The following is a 16,161-nucleotide window of genomic DNA, read 5'->3' on the forward strand; positions in this document are numbered from 1 at the left end:
GCCTTCCCTATTTCGATGCAATATAACGCCTGTCCCGCCGCCGCGGCCATGCCCAGGAGCCTTGAATGTCTCTTTCAAAACGCAACGCGCTCGTCACTGGCTCGACCAGCGGCATCGGGCTCGCCATCGCCCGCGCGCTGGCCAAAGAAGGCGCCAATGTCGTCATCAACGGGATGGGCGATGCGGCGGCGATCGAAACCGAGCGGGCGAGCATCGAGAAGGACTTCGGGGTCAAGGCTTTCTACAATGGCGCCGATATGATGAAGCCGGCCGAGATCGGCGCGATGGTGAAAGACGCGCAAGGCAGGCTGGGTTCGCTCGACATTCTCGTCAACAATGCCGGCATCCAATATGTCGCGCCGATCGAGGATTTTCCGGTCGAGAAATGGGACGCGATCATCGCCATCAATCTGTCGGCCGCTTTCCACGCCATTCGCGCCGCCGTTCCCGGCATGAAGGCGGCCAAATGGGGCCGCATCGTCAGCACGGCCTCGGCTCATTCGCTCGTCGCCTCGCCGTTCAAATCGGCCTATGTGTCGGCCAAGCATGGCATTGCCGGCCTGACCAAAACGGTCGCGCTGGAACTGGCGACCTTCGGCGTCACCGCCAATTGCATCTCGCCCGGCTATGTCTGGACGCCGCTCGTCGAGCGCCAGATTCCCGATACGATGAAGGCGCGCAATCTGACGAAGGAACAGGTCATCAATGATGTGATCCTCGCCGCCCAGCCGACCAAGGAATTTGTGACGGCCGATCAGGTCGCTTCGCTCGCCGTCTATCTCTGCTCGGACGCCGCCGCGCAGATCACCGGCGCCAATCTTTCGATCGACGGGGGCTGGACGGCGGGATAGGCCGCGCGCTTCACCGGCCCTTGAACGCCGCCGCCCGCTTTTCGATGAAGGCGCCCATGCCTTCCTTCTGATCCTCCGTCCCGAACAGCGAATGGAATACGCGGCGCTCGAAGCGCACGCCTTCGCTGAGCGTCGTTTCATAGGCGCGATTGACGCATTCCTTGGCGAGCATGACGGAGGGCGGCGACAACGCGGCGATCGAGGCGGCGACCTTGAGCGCCTCTTCCACCAATTTGTCGGCGGGAATCACGCGCGAGACGAGCCCGGCGCGCTCGGCTTCGGCGGCGTCCATCATGCGGCCGGTCAGGCACATGTCCATCGCCTTGGATTTGCCGACAAAACGGGTCAGCCGCTGGGTGCCGCCAGCGCCGGGAATGATTCCGATCTTGATTTCAGGCTGGCCAAATTTGGCGGTGTCGGCGGCGAGGATGAAGTCGCACATCATCGCAAGTTCGCAGCCGCCGCCCAGCGCAAAGCCCGCGACCGCCGCTATGATCGGCTTGCGCAGGCGCGACACGCCTTCCCAACTCGTGATGAAATCCTCGAGATAGGCGTCCATGTAGGATTTGGGCCGCATTTCCTTGATGTCGGCGCCGGCGGCGAAGGCTTTTTCCGAACCCGTCAGGACAATGGCGCCAATCGCGGCGTCTTTCTCGAAAAGGCTAAGGGCGACGTTGAGTTCGTCGATCAGCGCCTGATTCAGGGCGTTCAGCGCCTGCGGCCGGTTGAGCCTGATCAGGCCGACCCGGCCATGCGTTTCGACGAGGATATTGGCATAGGTCATTGGGCGGCTCCCGGATTGCAATTGGCGAAGGACTAGCGAAGCGGCGGGAAAATGGAAAGCGGCCGATCAGATCGCCTGCAAAGGGGAATCGTCATTTTCGGCCAGAATGGTGAGGGGCAGCCGGACGATGAAAGTCGTTCCGGTTTCCGCCGACGCCTTGGCGAGCGTTCCGCCAAGCTGTTTGGCGAAAGCGTCGATGAAACGGGCGCCAAGACCATCGCCAGCGCCCGTCGGAACCATGCCGACGCCATTGTCCGCGACGGTCAGCGTGACTTCGCCGTCGCGATGTTGAAATCCCAGGATAATGCGGCCCGCGCCTTTCGGGAACGCATATTTGATCGCATTGGTGGCGAGCTCATTGACGATCAGACCGAGCGGCACCGCCTGATCGGCCAGGACCTTGTAGGACTCGGCTTCGACCATGATCTCGATTTTGGAATGTTGGCCAATCAGGCTCGCCCGGATGCTTGACGCGATCCCCTCGAGATAAGTGGGGACATCCACGGGCCCGAACGCGCTCGATCTTGCGATGACGTCATAGAGTTCGGCGACCGCGCTGATGCGCGCTTGCATCGCCCGATACCCTTCCACGCAGGGTTCGGCCGCCCGCCGCAGCTCAAACGCGACAAAAGACGAGATAACCTGCAGGCTGTTCTTGATTCGATGCGCGAGTTCCGCAGCCAAAATGTCCCGGTGCCGGTCGAACAGCGTCGCCTTGGTGGCGTCCTCGAACACGAGCAGAAGCTGCGTCAAATTGCTGCCCGGCGCGCTGATCTTGCGCGCATTGAGCTTGAAGATGCGCCGGCCAAGGCCGGGAAAATCATCTTCAAGCAGAAAGTCGTCGAAAGGATGATCGTCGGGAACGACGCGATCGAGCATGGCGCGCAACGCCGCCACATCCCATTGCCCTTGCATAAGATCTTCGAGGCGCCGCCCCACGACATTTTGCGCGCCATGCGCGAACATCGACAGGAAGTTCCGGCTCGCGCTGTCGATCCGCATGTCCTCATCGAGGATCACGAGCGGATCGCGGACGGAATCGACGATGGTCTGGGCGACGCGCTGGAGGCGGGCCGCCTCGCGTTCTTTCTTCCTGAGTTCGGTGACATCGTCGATCGCCAGCAGCAGGAATTCGACATTATTGCCCGGCCGAAAAACTTTGCGGGCGTTGAGAAGCATCGTGCGGGAGCCGACGCCTGCGAAATCATGTTCGATTTCGTAGGCTTCAACGACATTTTCACGCGGAATGATCTCTTCCAGGAGCCGGCGCAGCGCCGGAATATTCCATTGGCCGTCGCCCAGATCGTAGAGGCGCCGCCCAATGGTCTCCTCGGGAATCGTCGCGAACATCGAAAAGAACGCCCGATTCGCCGAAACGACCGTCAGGCCGTCGTCCAGAACCAGCAGCGCGCCGCGCACGGTTTCGACGATGTCATGAGCGGAAACGTCGCTTATGGTGAAGTCTGAAGGTGAGTTCACGAGGTTCCCTGCTCGGCGTCGCCGCCAGCAATAGAACGAATTGGCGCGTGTGGGAATGCGCCGCCGCGCGGGGCGCCGCGCTTGTGATGTCACGGCATTCCGGCTGCGCGGCCCGAGATCGCATGGAGCGGCGAGCCGAAATTCAAACAGGGGCGGCGGCGTTGCGGGCGAGACATTGACAAGCCTGCGCGCCCGCCCGTATGAACCGGCCCGTGCCCAGGTGGCGGAATTGGTAGACGCGCTGGCTTCAGGTGCCAGTGGCTTCACGGCCGTGAAGGTTCGAGTCCTTTCCTGGGCACCATTGCTTTGTTTGAACGGCCAGTCTTCGAAAAGTTGAGTTGTGACCGCAGCCATGGCTTCGCGGCGCGCGCGAATCGCCGTCGGCGATCTGACCTTCGATCGCACGGCAGCAGGCCTCTGATTCAGCGGCTGTCCGGGACGCCGCTCACAGGTCTGACGAGGGCCCTGCCGGCGGGTCAGGCGGAGCGCAAAAAAGCCCTGGGGCCAGCGCGCCCGGGCCCCTCGAAGACAGCTTCTCCAGAAACCGATAGGGGCATCGGGGCCGGTCGCTTATGCGCCGGCCTCTCCAACGGGCCCCAAACCGCAGTCTCAGCGCTTCTTGGCAGACGCTCGCTTCTTGGGCGTCATCCTGAGCGAGACGCCCACCAAGGTCGCCTTGTGGCGCGTTGCGCCCTCTGTTCGCTTGAGCGACTTCGCAATTTTCGCGAGCGGCTCCTTGCGGGCCATACCCTTGAGAAGGCGGAGGTCGTCTTTCGACCAGGGTCGCCTGACCGGCGTCTTCGTCTTACGTGCTACAATCTTGGCCACACCTGCTCCTATTCGATAGATTCATGGAACGTACGGCGTTTTGCATGATTTATAACCACTTGCAACTGTCGAAAGCCATGGGGGTCGAAGGGGCTGGCGATTCATCCGCGCGGTTTCGGCCCTCAGGCGAGCGGCAAATGATCGGCGTACCAACGCGTGCGCGCCCAGCCGCCTCGTGGATCTGAAGATTGATGCAGGCGTCAGAGCGGCCAGTGGAGGCCGAGCAGAAGGCCCCATAGCGCGGCGGCCAGCACAACGAAGGCGCCGGTGGTCAGGAGGGTGATGGAATCGGCGTGGCGAGGCATGATGGCGACTCTGATGATCGAGGCGACAACGCCGTGCGCGCCCATTCGTTCCCTATGCGCAGGCGTTCCGCGCCGCGCATTTGCAGGCGAAACATGGCGCCAACAGTTTTTTCTTGTCGCCAAACCCCTTGGAAACGTGGATTGAGTTTGACGCGCTTGCAAAAGGGCGGATCGCGAAGCCCTCCCCATCCGTTTGCGGGCGCAAACAAAGCCGACGCGACTTTCATGTTTCCGTTTCCCTCCTGTCGAGGCGCCCCAAGCCATGCCCGCCCTGCGCAATGTCCTGACCCTCTCCTGCGCCAATCGCCCCGGCATTGTCGCCCGCGTTTCGACGGCCCTGTTCGAGGGCGGTTTCAACATCCTTGACGCCCAGCAGTTCGACGACACCGAAACCGGCAATTTCTTCATGCGCGTCGTTTTCGACAGCGTCGCCGGCGCGCTTGATCTGCCCGCTTTCAAGGAGCGATTCGCCGTAGTGGCCGCGCCATTCTCGATGAACTGGTCGATCCGCGCGGGCGACGAGAGGAAGCGCGTGCTGATCCTCGTGTCGCGTTTCGATCATTGCCTCGTCGATCTCATCTATCGCTGGCGCAGCGGCGAATTGCCGATGGAGATCGTTGGCATTGGCGCCAATTATCCGCGCGAGACCTATGCGCATATCGATTTTGGCGACATCCCGTTCCACTATCTGCCGGTCACCCGGCAGACCAAGCTCGAACAGGAGCCGCAGATCTGGGATCTTGTGCGCAATTCCAAGGCCGACGTCGTCGTTCTCGCCCGTTACATGCAGATCCTTTCGGACGGGCTGGCGGCCAAGCTGCAGGGGCGCTGCATCAACATCCACCATTCCTTCCTGCCCGGCTTCAAGGGCGCCAAGCCTTACCATCAGGCCCATCAGCGCGGCGTTAAACTGATCGGCGCGACCGCCCATTACGTGACCTCCGATCTCGACGAGGGGCCGATCATCGAACAGGACGTCGAGACGATCAGCCACCGCGACACGCCCGAGGACCTCGTGCGCAAGGGACGCGACATCGAGCGCCGCGTCCTGTCGCGTGCGCTGGCCCATCATCTTGAGGATCGCGTGCTGCTCAACCGCGGCAAGACGGTGGTGTTTTCGAGCTGAGCGGGGCTTATCCCAGGGAATTTTGCCCAGGTAGCTATTTTTCATGCCTTTGAAAAATCGCAGATAATTTTCTGCGATCGCAAGCCTTTGCAAATTTTTATCAGGCGGGGTTGAGGAATTTCAAAGACTTGCAAGCGAAAAACGCAAAAAAAAATTGGAATTCGCGTTTTCGAAACTCTCCCATCGACGCCCCGTGATTTGCTCCGCCTTTCCCCCGCCATGACGCCATTCGATTCAATCATAAGATAAGCCCGAAGAGCATGCGTCTGAAAATATGGAATGTCCAGAAAATATTTCTCTAAAACAGAATATTACCCTCTGTAAATAGCGGGATAGCCGGCGCAGGTGTTTGTGAAGCGGTCCGAAAGAGCTCCGGCTCCGATGCACGGAAGGTAAAATCGAACAGGCGCCGCCCCTGTAGCCGCGCTCGCTGAGCGCGGCCAGCGCCGATCGGGAGGGCCGCAGTCATCGACCACGGCTACAACCTCGCCTCGCCGTCGTCCCTCAGGGCGCGAGGTAGATGAGCAGGCTGCAGAGCGATATCGCCGCCGCCACAATGCCTGCGTTCATCATCAAGTTGAACATGAGCGTGGCTTCCGCCGGCTCCTCAGTCGTCGCGGCGAAGCTGCGTGCAACTATCCTGGAAGATGCGTTTCTCATGGCGACCCCTCCGTTTACCGGGGGGATAACGGCGGCCGCCCAAATTGGTTCCAGTGACCTGTTCTTGCGCCGCTGAGCATCTTCTGAGGTGCGGCGACAGCCGCCCTGTAGCCGCGCTCGCTGAGCGCGGCAACGCCGACCGGGAGGGCCGCGCTCAGCGAGCGCGGCTACAAGCGCAGCGCCGTCACTTCCCCGCCGAAGGGCCAGTCTTCCGATCGTTCCACAAGACCCGCGCGGACCGGGTTCTCGAGGACATAGCGCCATTTTGAATCGTAGCTCTCCTGAGCGCGCAGCAGATGATCGAAAAACTCCCTCTGCCACAGCGGAGGCTTTGCGATCTGGCTCCGCGCCATGCTCTTCGCTGTCCATTGTTTGAAGCCGCCGACGAAACGCGAGAGGCTCGCCGGCGCGACCGATCCGCCCTCGGCGCAGAAGAAATGGAGATGATCCGGCATGACGACGAACCGGCCGATCGACCATCCATGGCGGCTTGGGGCGTCTTCGAATTCGGCGCGCAGAATGGCGAAGGCCGCCGGTTGCGCGAGGATCGGCCTTCGGGCCGCCGTGCAGATGGTGATGAAATAGATCGGCGCCGCGATCCGGACCGTATCCAGACGGCGCAGATGTTTGTGACGCTGCACGAGAGAGCCCCAGCTCCGATCCACGGAAGAGTAAAATCGAACAGGCGCGGCCGCAACCCCTGTAGCCGCGCTCGCTGAGCGCGGCCGGCGCAGGCCGAGAGGGCCGCGGTCAGCGACCGCGGCTACAATGGGCCGCTCCGCCCGCCACGCGCCAACTCCACCACAAACCTGCTCCCTCCCCCCGGCTCCGCCTCGCAGCGCACGTCGCCGCCGTGGCGCGTGGCGATCTGGCGCACGAGCGACAGGCCGAGGCCCCAGCCGCCTGAGGATTCGGCGCGGCCGGCGGGGCGGTAGAACGGTTCGAACACGCGCTCACGCTCGGAGGCCGCGATGCCCGGACCATGGTCGGAGACGACGATACGCGCTTTGTCGCCGCCGCAGGTCACCGCGACATGGACAGGCGGGCGCCCATGGCGATCGGCGTTTTCGAGGAGATTGCGGATGAGGCGGCGTAGCAGAATCGCATCGCCCTCGATCTCGACGGGCTTGCCGCCCTCCGGCATGCCCTCGACGCAGGCTGAAAAACGCGCCGCCTCCTCCGCTGCGAGCCCCAGCAGATCGACGCGCCCATGCGCGCGGGCCGGCGCCCCATAGTCGAGGCGGCTGGCGAGCAGGATCTCCTCGACCAGTTGATCGATCTCGGCGAGGTTGCGCACGATCTCATCTTTCAGCTCGGCGCCGGGCTGGGCGAACCATAATTCGACCGCGATGCGCAGGCGCGCCAGCGGCGAGCGCAATTCGTGGCTGGCGTTGGCGAGCAGGGCTTTTTGCGAATTCAGCAATTCCTCGACGCGCGCGGCGGCGGCGTTGAAGGCGCGCGCGACTACTGCGACCTCGTCATGGCCCGCATCGTCGACGCGCATCGACAGCGCGCCCGCGCCCCAGCCTTCGACGCCGAGGCGCAAGGCCTCGAGCCGGCGCGTCAGCCGGGCGGTGACGGGAAAGGCGGCGAGCGCGACGCCGCCGGCGACGATCAGCACGACGGTCAGAATTCGCAGCCCCGGCCGGGGTCCGGGCAGCCGCAGCCGCGCCAGCAGCGCGCGGCCGTCGGGAAGGTCGATGCGCATGATGCCCGGCCGCATGCCCATTCCCCCGCCGTCGCGCGCCGTGAGCGCGACCGGCGCGCCATGCGCAGCGATGAGCGTCCCGTCGCCGCTATAGACCGACACGTCGGCGCTGATCGCCTCGCTGAGCCGGTCGACCGCCGCCGCGATGGCGCCGGGCGGGCCGTCGCGCGCCGGCACATTCAGATCGTCAAGGCGGATGTGGAAGGCGCCCCAGCGGTCATGCGGATTTTCGCCGACCATCCCCCAGAACGTTCCCATCAGGACGGCGACGGCGACAAGGCTCGCCAGCAGCGTCAGATAGACTTTCCAGAACAGCCGGCGGCCGAACACGGTCATTTCTCGTCGTCCTGCTTTCTGGCGAAGACATAGCCGGCGCCGCGCACGGTGATGATGCGGCGCGGATGTTTCGGATCGTCCTCGATCGCGGCGCGGATGCGCGAGATATGGACGTCGATCGACCGGTCGAAGGCGTCGAATTCCACGCCCTTGACGAGATCCATCAGCCGCTCGCGGTTGAGCACGCGCCCGGCATTGTCGGCGAGGGCGGCGAGCAGATCGAACTGGAAGCTTGTCAGCGTTTTCTCTTCGCCGTCGACGCGCACCATGCGCGAGGAACGGTCGATCTGCAGGCGGCCAAAGCGCAGCGGCGCGTCTTCGGCGGGCGCGCGGCCGCGCCGCAGAATGGCGCGCACGCGCGCCTGCAGCTCGCGCGGGCTGAAGGGTTTTGGCAGATAATCGTCGGCGCCGATCTCCAATCCGACGATGCGATCCGTTTCCTCGCCGCGCGCGGTCAGCATCAGGATGGGCGTCTGCGCGCGCGCGCGGATCGTGCGGCAGACTTCGAACCCGTCGATATCGGGCAGCATCACGTCGAGAATGACGGCGTCGAACGCCATGCGCTCAAGCGCGGCGAGGCCTTCGCGGCCGGTGAAGCGGCGGTCGACGATAAAGCCCGCCGCGGTCAGATAGTCCGACACCATGGCGGCGAGCCGTGCGTCGTCATCAATAATAAGAAGCCGCTCCGCCATGTTCCCGCCTGACCTGAAACGTTCTTATAGCAAGACACGGTGAGAGGGACGCCTCGTTGCGGTCAATACCCCAATCCGCCGTCATGGCCGGGCCTGTCCCGGCCATCCACGCGGTAAAGCATCCGCTGGCGCATTTGTGCGAGGTGCAACTCTGCGGTTGCGTTTGTCATCGAGGGCGCAAGACGTTGCGGACGAATGCTGCGCATTCGCCTTGGGATGGCCGGGACAAGCCCGGCCATGACATTGGAGCGCTAGCGACAAGTCAAACGCATCGGGTCGTTGACGCTAATCCTTGTCCGACCCGCCGTCCGGCCCGTCGTCCATCGAATGGCCGTGCATGCCGCCCCATGGCCCCATCATCGGGCCGTGCTGCTGCGCCATCGCTTCGATCTCAACGGCAAGCTGCGCGCGCTGCGGCGGGGTGAGCAGGTCGGCGATATCGAGAACGCCGGCGACGACCGACTTGGATTTGGCGTCGATGCTCGCGACGGCGTCGGCGCGCAGCTTCTCGACCGCGGCGCGATCGATGGTCGGCGCGCCGATCAGGTCGAGCGCCTGCTTGCGCATCGCGTCATGCTGGGCGGGATCGGGCGCGACCTCGGCGAATTTCATCGCGATAATGTCATGCGCTTTGGCTTCCTGCGCGGCATTGGCGCCGACACTGTCGAGCGCATGCGCAACGACGTGCTGGACGATCGCCAGGCGCGCGCCCTGTTTCCAGCCCAATTGATCGATCCCCGCCGCCGCGACGGCGAAGCCGCCCGCGCCGATGACGATCCCCCCCGCCAGGACGCCTAAAAGCGCCAGCGAGCGCCGCCAGGCGAAAGAACGCTTCCGCCCATATCTGGGCGCCTCCTCTTGCAACGGGGGCTCGGGCCAGAGGGGCTCATGGTCGATATCGGTCATCACGATCTCCTTCATCGACGGCGTCAACGCGCCGTGTCGAGAAGGACGCTACCGTGCGAAGGTTTCGCCCGATGCGGCCGAATGTAAAGAAAGATGAAGGGAGGGCGGCGCTTTGAGGGCACGGCCCCTCCTTCTCTCGCGAAGCGGGAGAAGGTGGGCGCCGGAGGCGCCCGGATGAGGGGCGGCGCCGTCCTTTGATAGGATTTACCCTGGCCTCAATCGTCCTCGGTATCAGGCAGGTCGAGGCGCCCGTCAGCGTTGCGCGCTTCTTCCGCCGGATTGCCGAGCGCGGAATCGAGCGGCATGTCGTTGCGGCGTTTCTCTTCGACAATCCTGTCCTTCAAATCGTGCGAGGCCTGCTTGAGGCGGGCCAATGATTCCGCCGTCTCTTTCGCCGCATCGGCTGCGCTGTTTGTGTTTTCCTTGTCCACGGCGGTCTCCTCCGAGAATGATGCTGCGAGACAACGCGCGGGCCGAGGGGCGGTTCCGTTGCGGGTGTGATCGGCGGATCACCTTCCGATTCGCCGGCGACGACAGCGCGAAGCGGCGGCAGCGCTTCATGGATCGTCTGCCAGATCCGCCGTTCTAAAATATTCTCGTAATTGTGACGGTAGATGCTCCCCGAGCCGGCGATATCCTTCCAGGGAATTTCGGGAAACCGCTCCTTGAAGACAGGCGAGAGCCGCCGCGACGCCTCGGAGATAATTTCAAGGCAGCGTGTCGCAGCGTAAAAGCTCTTATCGTCGACAAGGAAGGTCTCAAGATCGAGGCCACGCACGAAGCGCATGGCGCGGTCGATGTTGTCGCGTATGTCCTCCAGCGCATCTCTTTCAATTTCAGAAAGCATAGATCGCATCGGCGGCGGCTTTGGGCCGGATGCGAGGTTTCAGGGCCTCCCTGTCCACCACGTCGACTGTGCCTTTGAACAAGCCCGCGACATAATCCTTCAGGCCGGCATAGTCGAACATCGTCACGATGATCGCGGGGTCGAGATCGACCAGAATGTCGATATCGCTTTCTGTGTTTTGCTCGTCGCGGGCGAGGGAGCCAAACAGGGCGGCATGGGTAACCCCCCGCGCGCGCAGGGCGCGCTCGTTCTGCCGCAGCCGGTCAAGCACTTCCTCTCTGTTCATATCGTCATCGATACCATGAAAGCCGCCGCAGTTCGATGGCGAAATCACGCCGCCCTTCTGCCGGCGGCGACGATGAGACGACGCGCCGCCAGGTTCTCGGCGCCGCGAGCCCTGCCGCGTTTCGCGCCCATCGACCTGGCGCCCCGGGCCCAAATCGCGCGTTCGTGATCGGAAAACGATTGCGGATCGTTGTGCGGCGCACCCATAAACGAGCCTGCCCGCCTTCCGGCCCCCCGCCGATTCCCAATCCCATCGCGATCGGAACCTCCTCTTTGCGCCTCACTCCGCCACTCGCCGCCCTCGCCGTCGGCGCTTTCGGCATCGGCACCACCGAATTCGTCATCATGGGCTTACTGCCCGATGTCGCGCGCGATCTTGACGTCTCGATCCCCTCGGCCGGCCTCATCGTCACCGGTTATGCGGCCGGGGTCGTGGTGGGGGCGCCGGTGCTGGCGATCCTCACCGCCCGCTTTCCGCGCAAGGGCGCGTTGATCGCCTTGATGGCGATGTTTGTGTTCGGCAACCTGCTTTGCGCGTTCGCGCCATCCTACGGGCTGTTGATGGCCGCGCGGGTGCTCACCGCCTTTTCCCATGCGGCGTTTTTTGGCATCGGCGCGGTCGCGGCGGCCGATCTGGCGCCGCAGAACCAGCGCGCCCAGGCGATGTCGCTGATGTTCGCCGGCCTGACAGTCGCCAATGTCCTGGGCGTGCCGGGCGGCACGGCGCTTGGCCAGGCGCTGGGCTGGCGCGCGTCCTTCGCCTGCGTCGCGCTGATTGGCGCGATCGCCTTGAGCGGCATCGCTGTCTTCGTGCCGCGCGACGCCCGGCCGCCGAAGGGCAATGTGCTGCGCGAATTCGCCGTGCTCGGCGACCGGCGCGTGCTGATCGGCATGGCGATGAGCGCAGCTTCCGCGGCGAGCTTTTTCGCCGTCTTCACCTATATCGCGCCGATCCTCGAAACGGTGACGGGATTCACGCCGCCGGCGGTGACCTGGCTGCTGGTGATCTATGGAATCGGCCTCACCTTCGGCAATGTCATCGGCGGGCGCCTGGCCGACTGGAACGCTTTGCGCACCATCGGCGGGCTCTTCATCGCGGTCATGGCGGTGCTGGCCGCGTTCACGCTGACGAGCCATGACGCGATCCTCACCGGCGTCACCATGTTCGCCTGGGGCGTCGTCGCCTTCGCGCTGGTCTCGCCGTTGCAGATGCGCGTGATGGATATGGCGCGCGGCGCGCCCAACCTTGTCTCGACCCTCAATCAGGGCGCGTTCAACATCGGCTGCGCCTCGGGCGCCTGGTTCGGCGGCATTCCGCTGCGCTTTGGAGCCGCCTACGATTCCCTGCCCTGGGTCGGCGTCGCCATTGCCGCGCTCGGCCTCGCCTTGACGCTCATCTCGCTGGCGCTCGATCGCCGCCACGCTGAGGCCGCGGCCGTGGCGTGCTGACTCAAGACTTTCCGCCGCCGATCAATCCCTTCAGCCATCCCCAGAACCGGTTCTTGGCCTCGATCGCCGGTGGGCTCGACAGAACGACCGGCTGATCGAAATGCGACTGGCAACCGCCCGCCAGCCGCGAGAACAGAATCTCGCCGTCGGTATAATAGCGATCGTCGCCGCCGTTGCGGCCATTCAGGGTCGGGCCGATTCCGCTGGTCTCGTAGATGTCCGCGACCTTGTCGGCGGTCGCCAGATCGCTGGAGATCAGATCGCGCTCGGCGTCGATGTCGGGCGCGATATGGTGGGTGACCTGGCCGGTGTAATGGCTGATTCCGACGCCCCGGTCGAAAGTCGCCGCGCCCAGCCAGATCGGCTCGCCATTGTCGCCGGTCTCGATGACTTTCCAGAAGCGGACGTGATGGCGCGTGTCGGCGCTTTTCCCCGAAGGTTTTTCGAACGCCAGATCCTCGCGCCGTCCCTGATAGAACAGATCGCTCACCGGCGCCTGCGGATAGGGTCGGCTGAACAATACGCTGCCGATGATCTTGAGGCTCGATTTAAACGTGACGGGATCGGCGGGCGACCAGCCGGCGGCGTTCATCGAGCAGACGACATCCTCTTGCGAACCCTCGAGGCCGACATTGATCGCATCGCCAGGAATGCCCTGCGCCGTGAAGGTCGTCATCGGCAGATCGGCGATGGCTTTTTGATGCTCGAAATGTCTCCAGACGAACGGCGCGAGCCAATAGGCCAGCGCGATATAGGCCGCGAGACACAACAAAAACGCCGATGCGCAAAGACGCAGGGAAAGGCGGCGGCGCGCTGTGTCAGCCGGCGGTTGCGGCGTCATGGCCGATCACCAGGCTGACGGCGCGCGCCTTGCGCAGCGGCGCGAAGGAAAGGCGATGAAAGGGCGTCGGTCCGCAGCGCGCGAGCGCGTCAAGATGAACCTTGGTGCCATAACCGACGTGACGCGCAAAACCATAATCGGGATAAAGCGCGTCGAGGCGGGTCATCATCCTGTCGCGCGCGACTTTGGCGACGATCGAGGCGGCGGCGATCGACAGGCACGAGGCGTCGCCCTTGACGATCGCGCGCGCGCCGCAACAGAGTCCCGGCGGCTGGTCGCAGCCGTCGATCAGCGCAAAGGCGGGCCGCACCGACAAGGCGTTGACGGCGCGCGCCATCGCCGCCAGCGTCGCGCCGCGAATATTGAGCGCATCGATTTCCTCGGCGCTGGCGAAGGCGATCGCGACGCTCAGCGCCTTGCTCAATATGGTTTCGAACAGCGTTTCGCGCTGTGTCGCCGACAAGGCTTTGGAATCGTCGACGCCCCTGGGCAAATCCTTGGGATTGAGGATCACGGCGGCGACGGCGACGGGTCCGGCGAGCGGGCCGCGTCCGACTTCGTCGACGCCCGCGATATGTCCCGCCCCCTCGCGCAACAGGCCGCGTTCGACTTTATAATCGGGCTTGCCCATGCGGTTCAGCCGAGCGGTCCTTTGCCAAGGCGCGTCAGATCGAAGGAGGCGACATCCTCCAAGAGCTCGATGAAGGCGGTCGCGCTATAGTCGGCGCAGGCTTCGCCCTTCTCGGCGGTTGCGATCGAGGCGTTGCCCATCGCGCCATATTCGTTGAGGTCGTTCGCCATCCAGCCAAAGCCGATCGGCTGGGTCGCGCGCAGCCAGGTGAAATCGCGCTCCATATCGACCGCCGCGCTGACGAAATCGCGCGCCTCGTTCATGCGCACCATGTCGGGCCGGAACGCCAGCATGACCGAGGTCTCATAATCGCCCGCGTGAATGCCGTGGGCGCGCTCCTTGGGGCCGAACATGCCGTCGGGATAGCCGAACCGGCTCCACGACGAATTGATCACCAGCATGTTGCGCCGCACGCGCAGATCGCGGGCGACGATGTCGATCGCCGGCACATTGCCGCCATGCGAATTGACGAAGATCATCTTGCGGCACCCCGCGCGCGCCACGCTCTCGCCGATCTCGGTCCAGGCGCGGATCACCGTTTCGACCGAAAAGGTCAGCGTTCCCGGGAATTCGAGATGCTCATTGGATTTGCCGATCGCCTGAAGGGGCAGGAACAGGACCGGCAGGCTGGCGGGGACGCGCGCGATCGTGCGGCGCAAATGCCCTTCATTGATGAATGTGTCGACGCCGACGGGCAGATGCGGCCCGTGCTGTTCGATCGCCGCGACCGGCAGCACGGCGATGACATTGGCCATGTCGGCGCTCTGGAAATCCTTCCAGCTCATCTCGGCCCAAAGTTTGGTCGGCAGCATGAAATTCCCCGTTTTCTTGATAGCCTAGGGCGCCCGCGCCGCGACGGCCTCGATCTCCACCTTGAATTGCGGTCGCGCAAAGCCTTGCACGATCATCAGCGTCGATGCGGGCGGCGGATTGCCTATGAACTCATCACGCACTTTCATATAGCCGGCCAAATATTCGGCGCCGGTCACAAAGGCGTTGATGCGGACGATATCGCCAAGGTTCATCTCCGCCTCCGCCAGAATCGCCGCGATCGCCTCAAAGCACAGCCGCGCCTGCGCCTCAACGCCTTCCGGGATCATGCCGTCCTTGCTGATTCCAAGCTGGCCGGAACAAAAGACGAGCCGATTTCCATGAGGGATTTCAACGCCATGGGCATATCGGGCAAAAGGCGGGTGGATACTGTCGGGCGTCAGGCGGCGCATGGACGAAGCCCTTGGGGGAAAGCGATGATTGGGCCATCGCTAACCCTTGCCCGCGGCCAAGGCAAGGTCGACAATGGCGCGCGACTTGCTAGAACCTTCCCGAAGCGTCAGCTTGGCGTTTGAAGTCCTGGAGATAAGCAATATGCGTCCTGTCGTTTGGGCCGGCCTGGCCGGATTATTGGCGTTGTCGAGCCCCGCATCGGCCCTGGACAAGGTGACCTTCGGCACGAACTGGCTCGCCGAGGCCGAGCACGGCGGCTATTATCAGGCGGTCGTCGACGGCACCTATGCCAAATACGGGCTCGACGTGACCATCCTGCAGGGCGGCCCTCAGGCCAACAACGGCCTGTTGCTCGCCTCCGGCAAGATCGAATTCTACATGGGCGGCAATATGATCCTCGGCTTCTCCGCCGTGGAGCAGAATATTCCGATCATCACCGTCGCGGCGGACTTTCAGAAAGACCCGCAAATTTTCATGTCGCATCCCGGCGTCGGCCTGGACAAATGGACCGATCTGACCAATTCCCCAGCCTTCGTCGGCAAGGAAGGGCTCGTGTCGTTCTATTCCTGGATGAAGTCCGCCTATGGCTTCAAGGACGAGAATGTGAAGCCCTATAATTTCAACGCGGCGCCCTTTATCGCTGACAAGACTTCGATCCAGCAGGGCTATGTGACAGCCGAGCCCTTCGAAGTTGAAAAACAGGGCGGCTTCAAGCCGAATATCTTCCTGCTCGCGGACCACGGCTACTCGACCTATGCGACGACGATCGAGACGCGGCAGGACCTCGTCGACAAGAACCCCGATCTCGTCCAGCGTTTCGTCGACGCTTCCGCGATCGGCTGGTATCATTATCTCTATGGCGACAATTCCAAGGCGAACGCCGCCATCAAGAAGGACAATCCTGATATCTCCGACGAGCAAATCGCCTTTTCCTTCGCCAAAATGAAGGAATATGGCCTCGCCGATTCCGGCGATACGCTCAAGCTTGGCATCGGCGCCATGACGGATGCGCGGGTGAAGGATTTCTTCGACCAGATGGTCAAAGCGGGCGTCCTCAACGCCAGCATCGATTACAAGAAGGCCTATACGCTGAAGTTCGTCGACAAGGGCGTCGGCCTCGAACTGCGTCCCAAGTGATGCGCCGGTGATGAACGGATCGCAACCAAAACGCCCGCTCCCGGTTATGGGAGAGGGTCGGCGCCGCGGCGC

At 63.5% G+C, this 16,161-nt stretch carries 18 protein-coding genes and 1 tRNA gene; 6 read left to right on the plus strand and 13 right to left on the minus strand.

Annotated features, from left to right (window positions below; translation table 11 throughout):
* The first annotated feature begins 65 nt into the window (after positions 1 to 65).
* Complete coding sequence (locus GSQ90_RS04650) at positions 66 to 851, plus strand: 3-hydroxybutyrate dehydrogenase (RefSeq protein ID WP_158813627.1); 786 nt, start codon at positions 66 to 68, stop codon at positions 849 to 851.
* Between the two features lie 10 nt (positions 852 to 861).
* On the opposite strand, the gene GSQ90_RS04655 is transcribed toward GSQ90_RS04650, so the two are convergent.
* Both GSQ90_RS04655 and GSQ90_RS04660 read right to left on the minus strand, forming a co-directional pair.
* Positions 862 to 1,635, minus strand: coding sequence for an enoyl-CoA hydratase (locus GSQ90_RS04655; RefSeq protein WP_158813628.1), 774 nt, complete (start codon positions 1,633 to 1,635; stop codon positions 862 to 864).
* 66 nt (positions 1,636 to 1,701) lie between these two features.
* Positions 1,702 to 3,114 (minus strand): sensor histidine kinase, encoded by a 1,413-nt coding sequence (locus GSQ90_RS04660; protein WP_246731403.1) that lies wholly within the window; start codon positions 3,112 to 3,114, stop codon positions 1,702 to 1,704.
* A gap of 214 nt (positions 3,115 to 3,328) precedes the next feature.
* On the opposite strand from GSQ90_RS04660, the gene GSQ90_RS04665 reads away from it, so the two are divergent.
* The 3 genes from GSQ90_RS04665 (at position 3,329) to GSQ90_RS04680 (ending at position 6,109) form a co-directional block, all read left to right on the plus strand.
* A tRNA-Leu gene (locus GSQ90_RS04665) sits at positions 3,329 to 3,415 on the plus strand.
* Positions 3,416 to 4,509: 1,094 nt separating this feature from the next.
* Positions 4,510 to 5,373: a formyltetrahydrofolate deformylase gene (gene purU / locus GSQ90_RS04675; RefSeq protein WP_158813630.1), complete on the plus strand. Its 864-nt coding sequence runs from the start codon at positions 4,510 to 4,512 to the stop codon at positions 5,371 to 5,373.
* 520 nt (positions 5,374 to 5,893) lie between these two features.
* The gene (locus tag GSQ90_RS04680) at positions 5,894 to 6,109 is read left to right on the plus strand and encodes a hypothetical protein (RefSeq protein WP_158813631.1); all 216 of its coding nucleotides are present in this window, start codon (positions 5,894 to 5,896) and stop codon (positions 6,107 to 6,109) included.
* A gap of 91 nt (positions 6,110 to 6,200) precedes the next feature.
* Here GSQ90_RS04680 and GSQ90_RS04685 read toward each other — a convergent pair whose 3' ends face one another.
* The 7 genes from GSQ90_RS04685 to GSQ90_RS04710 form a co-directional block, all read right to left on the minus strand.
* The gene (locus tag GSQ90_RS04685) at positions 6,201 to 6,674 is read right to left on the minus strand and encodes a transposase (RefSeq protein ID WP_158813632.1); all 474 of its coding nucleotides are present in this window, start codon (positions 6,672 to 6,674) and stop codon (positions 6,201 to 6,203) included.
* A 122-nt stretch (positions 6,675 to 6,796) separates the two neighbouring features.
* Positions 6,797 to 8,077 (minus strand): HAMP domain-containing sensor histidine kinase, encoded by a 1,281-nt coding sequence (locus GSQ90_RS04690; protein WP_158813633.1) that lies wholly within the window; start codon positions 8,075 to 8,077, stop codon positions 6,797 to 6,799.
* Entirely contained in the window at positions 8,074 to 8,769 is a 696-nt protein-coding gene (locus GSQ90_RS04695) for a response regulator (RefSeq protein WP_158813634.1), read from the minus strand. Before GSQ90_RS04695 ends, GSQ90_RS04690 begins: the two co-directional genes overlap by 4 nt.
* Before the next feature lie 285 nt (positions 8,770 to 9,054).
* The gene (locus GSQ90_RS04700; protein WP_158813635.1) at positions 9,055 to 9,675 is read right to left on the minus strand and encodes a Spy/CpxP family protein refolding chaperone; all 621 of its coding nucleotides are present in this window, start codon (positions 9,673 to 9,675) and stop codon (positions 9,055 to 9,057) included.
* A gap of 215 nt (positions 9,676 to 9,890) precedes the next feature.
* A complete protein-coding gene (locus tag GSQ90_RS31965) occupies positions 9,891 to 10,106 on the minus strand; it encodes a hypothetical protein (protein WP_174247436.1) in 216 nt (71 codons plus the stop codon).
* The gene (locus GSQ90_RS04705; RefSeq protein WP_371418327.1) at positions 10,016 to 10,531 is read right to left on the minus strand and encodes a DUF86 domain-containing protein; all 516 of its coding nucleotides are present in this window, start codon (positions 10,529 to 10,531) and stop codon (positions 10,016 to 10,018) included. The genes GSQ90_RS31965 and GSQ90_RS04705 overlap by 91 nt, the downstream gene beginning before the upstream one ends.
* A complete protein-coding gene (locus GSQ90_RS04710) occupies positions 10,512 to 10,808 on the minus strand; it encodes a nucleotidyltransferase family protein (protein WP_158813637.1) in 297 nt (98 codons plus the stop codon). Before GSQ90_RS04710 ends, GSQ90_RS04705 begins: the two co-directional genes overlap by 20 nt.
* Before the next feature lie 272 nt (positions 10,809 to 11,080).
* Here GSQ90_RS04710 and GSQ90_RS04715 point away from each other — a divergent pair, with 272 nt between their 5' ends.
* On the plus strand, positions 11,081 to 12,256 hold the full coding sequence (locus tag GSQ90_RS04715) for an MFS transporter (protein WP_246731404.1): 1,176 nt from the start codon (positions 11,081 to 11,083) through the stop codon (positions 12,254 to 12,256).
* A gap of 1 nt (position 12,257) precedes the next feature.
* Here GSQ90_RS04715 and GSQ90_RS04720 read toward each other — a convergent pair whose 3' ends face one another.
* From GSQ90_RS04720 to GSQ90_RS04735, 4 genes are read right to left on the minus strand one after another with little or no spacing between them, the layout of a single operon-like run.
* Positions 12,258 to 13,097, minus strand: coding sequence for an LssY C-terminal domain-containing protein (locus tag GSQ90_RS04720; RefSeq protein WP_158813639.1), 840 nt, complete (start codon positions 13,095 to 13,097; stop codon positions 12,258 to 12,260).
* On the minus strand, positions 13,075 to 13,728 hold the full coding sequence (locus GSQ90_RS04725) for a ribonuclease HII (RefSeq protein ID WP_158813640.1): 654 nt from the start codon (positions 13,726 to 13,728) through the stop codon (positions 13,075 to 13,077). Before GSQ90_RS04725 ends, GSQ90_RS04720 begins: the two co-directional genes overlap by 23 nt.
* A 5-nt stretch (positions 13,729 to 13,733) precedes the next feature.
* Positions 13,734 to 14,540 carry a creatininase family protein gene (locus GSQ90_RS04730; RefSeq protein WP_158813641.1) on the minus strand — a complete coding sequence of 269 codons (807 nt, stop codon included), beginning with the start codon at positions 14,538 to 14,540 and terminating at the stop codon, positions 13,734 to 13,736.
* A 24-nt stretch (positions 14,541 to 14,564) separates the two neighbouring features.
* The gene (locus tag GSQ90_RS04735) at positions 14,565 to 14,951 is read right to left on the minus strand and encodes a RidA family protein (protein WP_158813642.1); all 387 of its coding nucleotides are present in this window, start codon (positions 14,949 to 14,951) and stop codon (positions 14,565 to 14,567) included.
* Between the two features lie 142 nt (positions 14,952 to 15,093).
* Here GSQ90_RS04735 and GSQ90_RS04740 point away from each other — a divergent pair, with 142 nt between their 5' ends.
* A complete protein-coding gene (locus GSQ90_RS04740; RefSeq protein WP_158813643.1) occupies positions 15,094 to 16,089 on the plus strand; it encodes an ABC transporter substrate-binding protein in 996 nt (331 codons plus the stop codon).
* Positions 16,090 to 16,161 lie beyond the last annotated feature (72 nt).

Origin of the sequence: Methylocapsa sp. S129 (assembly GCF_009765995.1) — a bacterium.
Lineage (GTDB): Bacteria > Pseudomonadota > Alphaproteobacteria > Rhizobiales > Beijerinckiaceae > Roseiarcus.

Excerpts from the sequence above, each read along its gene's own strand:
- GSQ90_RS04650 (WP_158813627.1), top strand. The coding sequence starts at position 66 with ATGTCTCTTTCAAAACGCAACGCGCTCGTCACTGGCTCGACCAGCGGC.
- GSQ90_RS04655 (WP_158813628.1), bottom strand. The coding sequence starts at position 1,635 with ATGACCTATGCCAATATCCTCGTCGAAACGCATGGCCGGGTCGGCCTG.
- purU (WP_158813630.1), top strand. The coding sequence starts at position 4,510 with ATGCCCGCCCTGCGCAATGTCCTGACCCTCTCCTGCGCCAATCGCCCC.
- GSQ90_RS04680 (WP_158813631.1), top strand. The coding sequence starts at position 5,894 with ATGAGCAGGCTGCAGAGCGATATCGCCGCCGCCACAATGCCTGCGTTC.
- GSQ90_RS04690 (WP_158813633.1), bottom strand. The coding sequence starts at position 8,077 with ATGACCGTGTTCGGCCGCCGGCTGTTCTGGAAAGTCTATCTGACGCTG.
- GSQ90_RS04695 (WP_158813634.1), bottom strand. The coding sequence starts at position 8,769 with ATGGCGGAGCGGCTTCTTATTATTGATGACGACGCACGGCTCGCCGCC.
- GSQ90_RS04700 (WP_158813635.1), bottom strand. The coding sequence starts at position 9,675 with ATGACCGATATCGACCATGAGCCCCTCTGGCCCGAGCCCCCGTTGCAA.
- GSQ90_RS04705 (WP_371418327.1), bottom strand. The coding sequence starts at position 10,531 with ATGCGATCTATGCTTTCTGAAATTGAAAGAGATGCGCTGGAGGACATA.
- GSQ90_RS04710 (WP_158813637.1), bottom strand. The coding sequence starts at position 10,808 with ATGAACAGAGAGGAAGTGCTTGACCGGCTGCGGCAGAACGAGCGCGCC.
- GSQ90_RS04720 (WP_158813639.1), bottom strand. The coding sequence starts at position 13,097 with ATGACGCCGCAACCGCCGGCTGACACAGCGCGCCGCCGCCTTTCCCTG.
- GSQ90_RS04725 (WP_158813640.1), bottom strand. The coding sequence starts at position 13,728 with ATGGGCAAGCCCGATTATAAAGTCGAACGCGGCCTGTTGCGCGAGGGG.
- GSQ90_RS04730 (WP_158813641.1), bottom strand. The coding sequence starts at position 14,540 with ATGCTGCCGACCAAACTTTGGGCCGAGATGAGCTGGAAGGATTTCCAG.
- GSQ90_RS04735 (WP_158813642.1), bottom strand. The coding sequence starts at position 14,951 with ATGCGCCGCCTGACGCCCGACAGTATCCACCCGCCTTTTGCCCGATAT.
- GSQ90_RS04740 (WP_158813643.1), top strand. The coding sequence starts at position 15,094 with ATGCGTCCTGTCGTTTGGGCCGGCCTGGCCGGATTATTGGCGTTGTCG.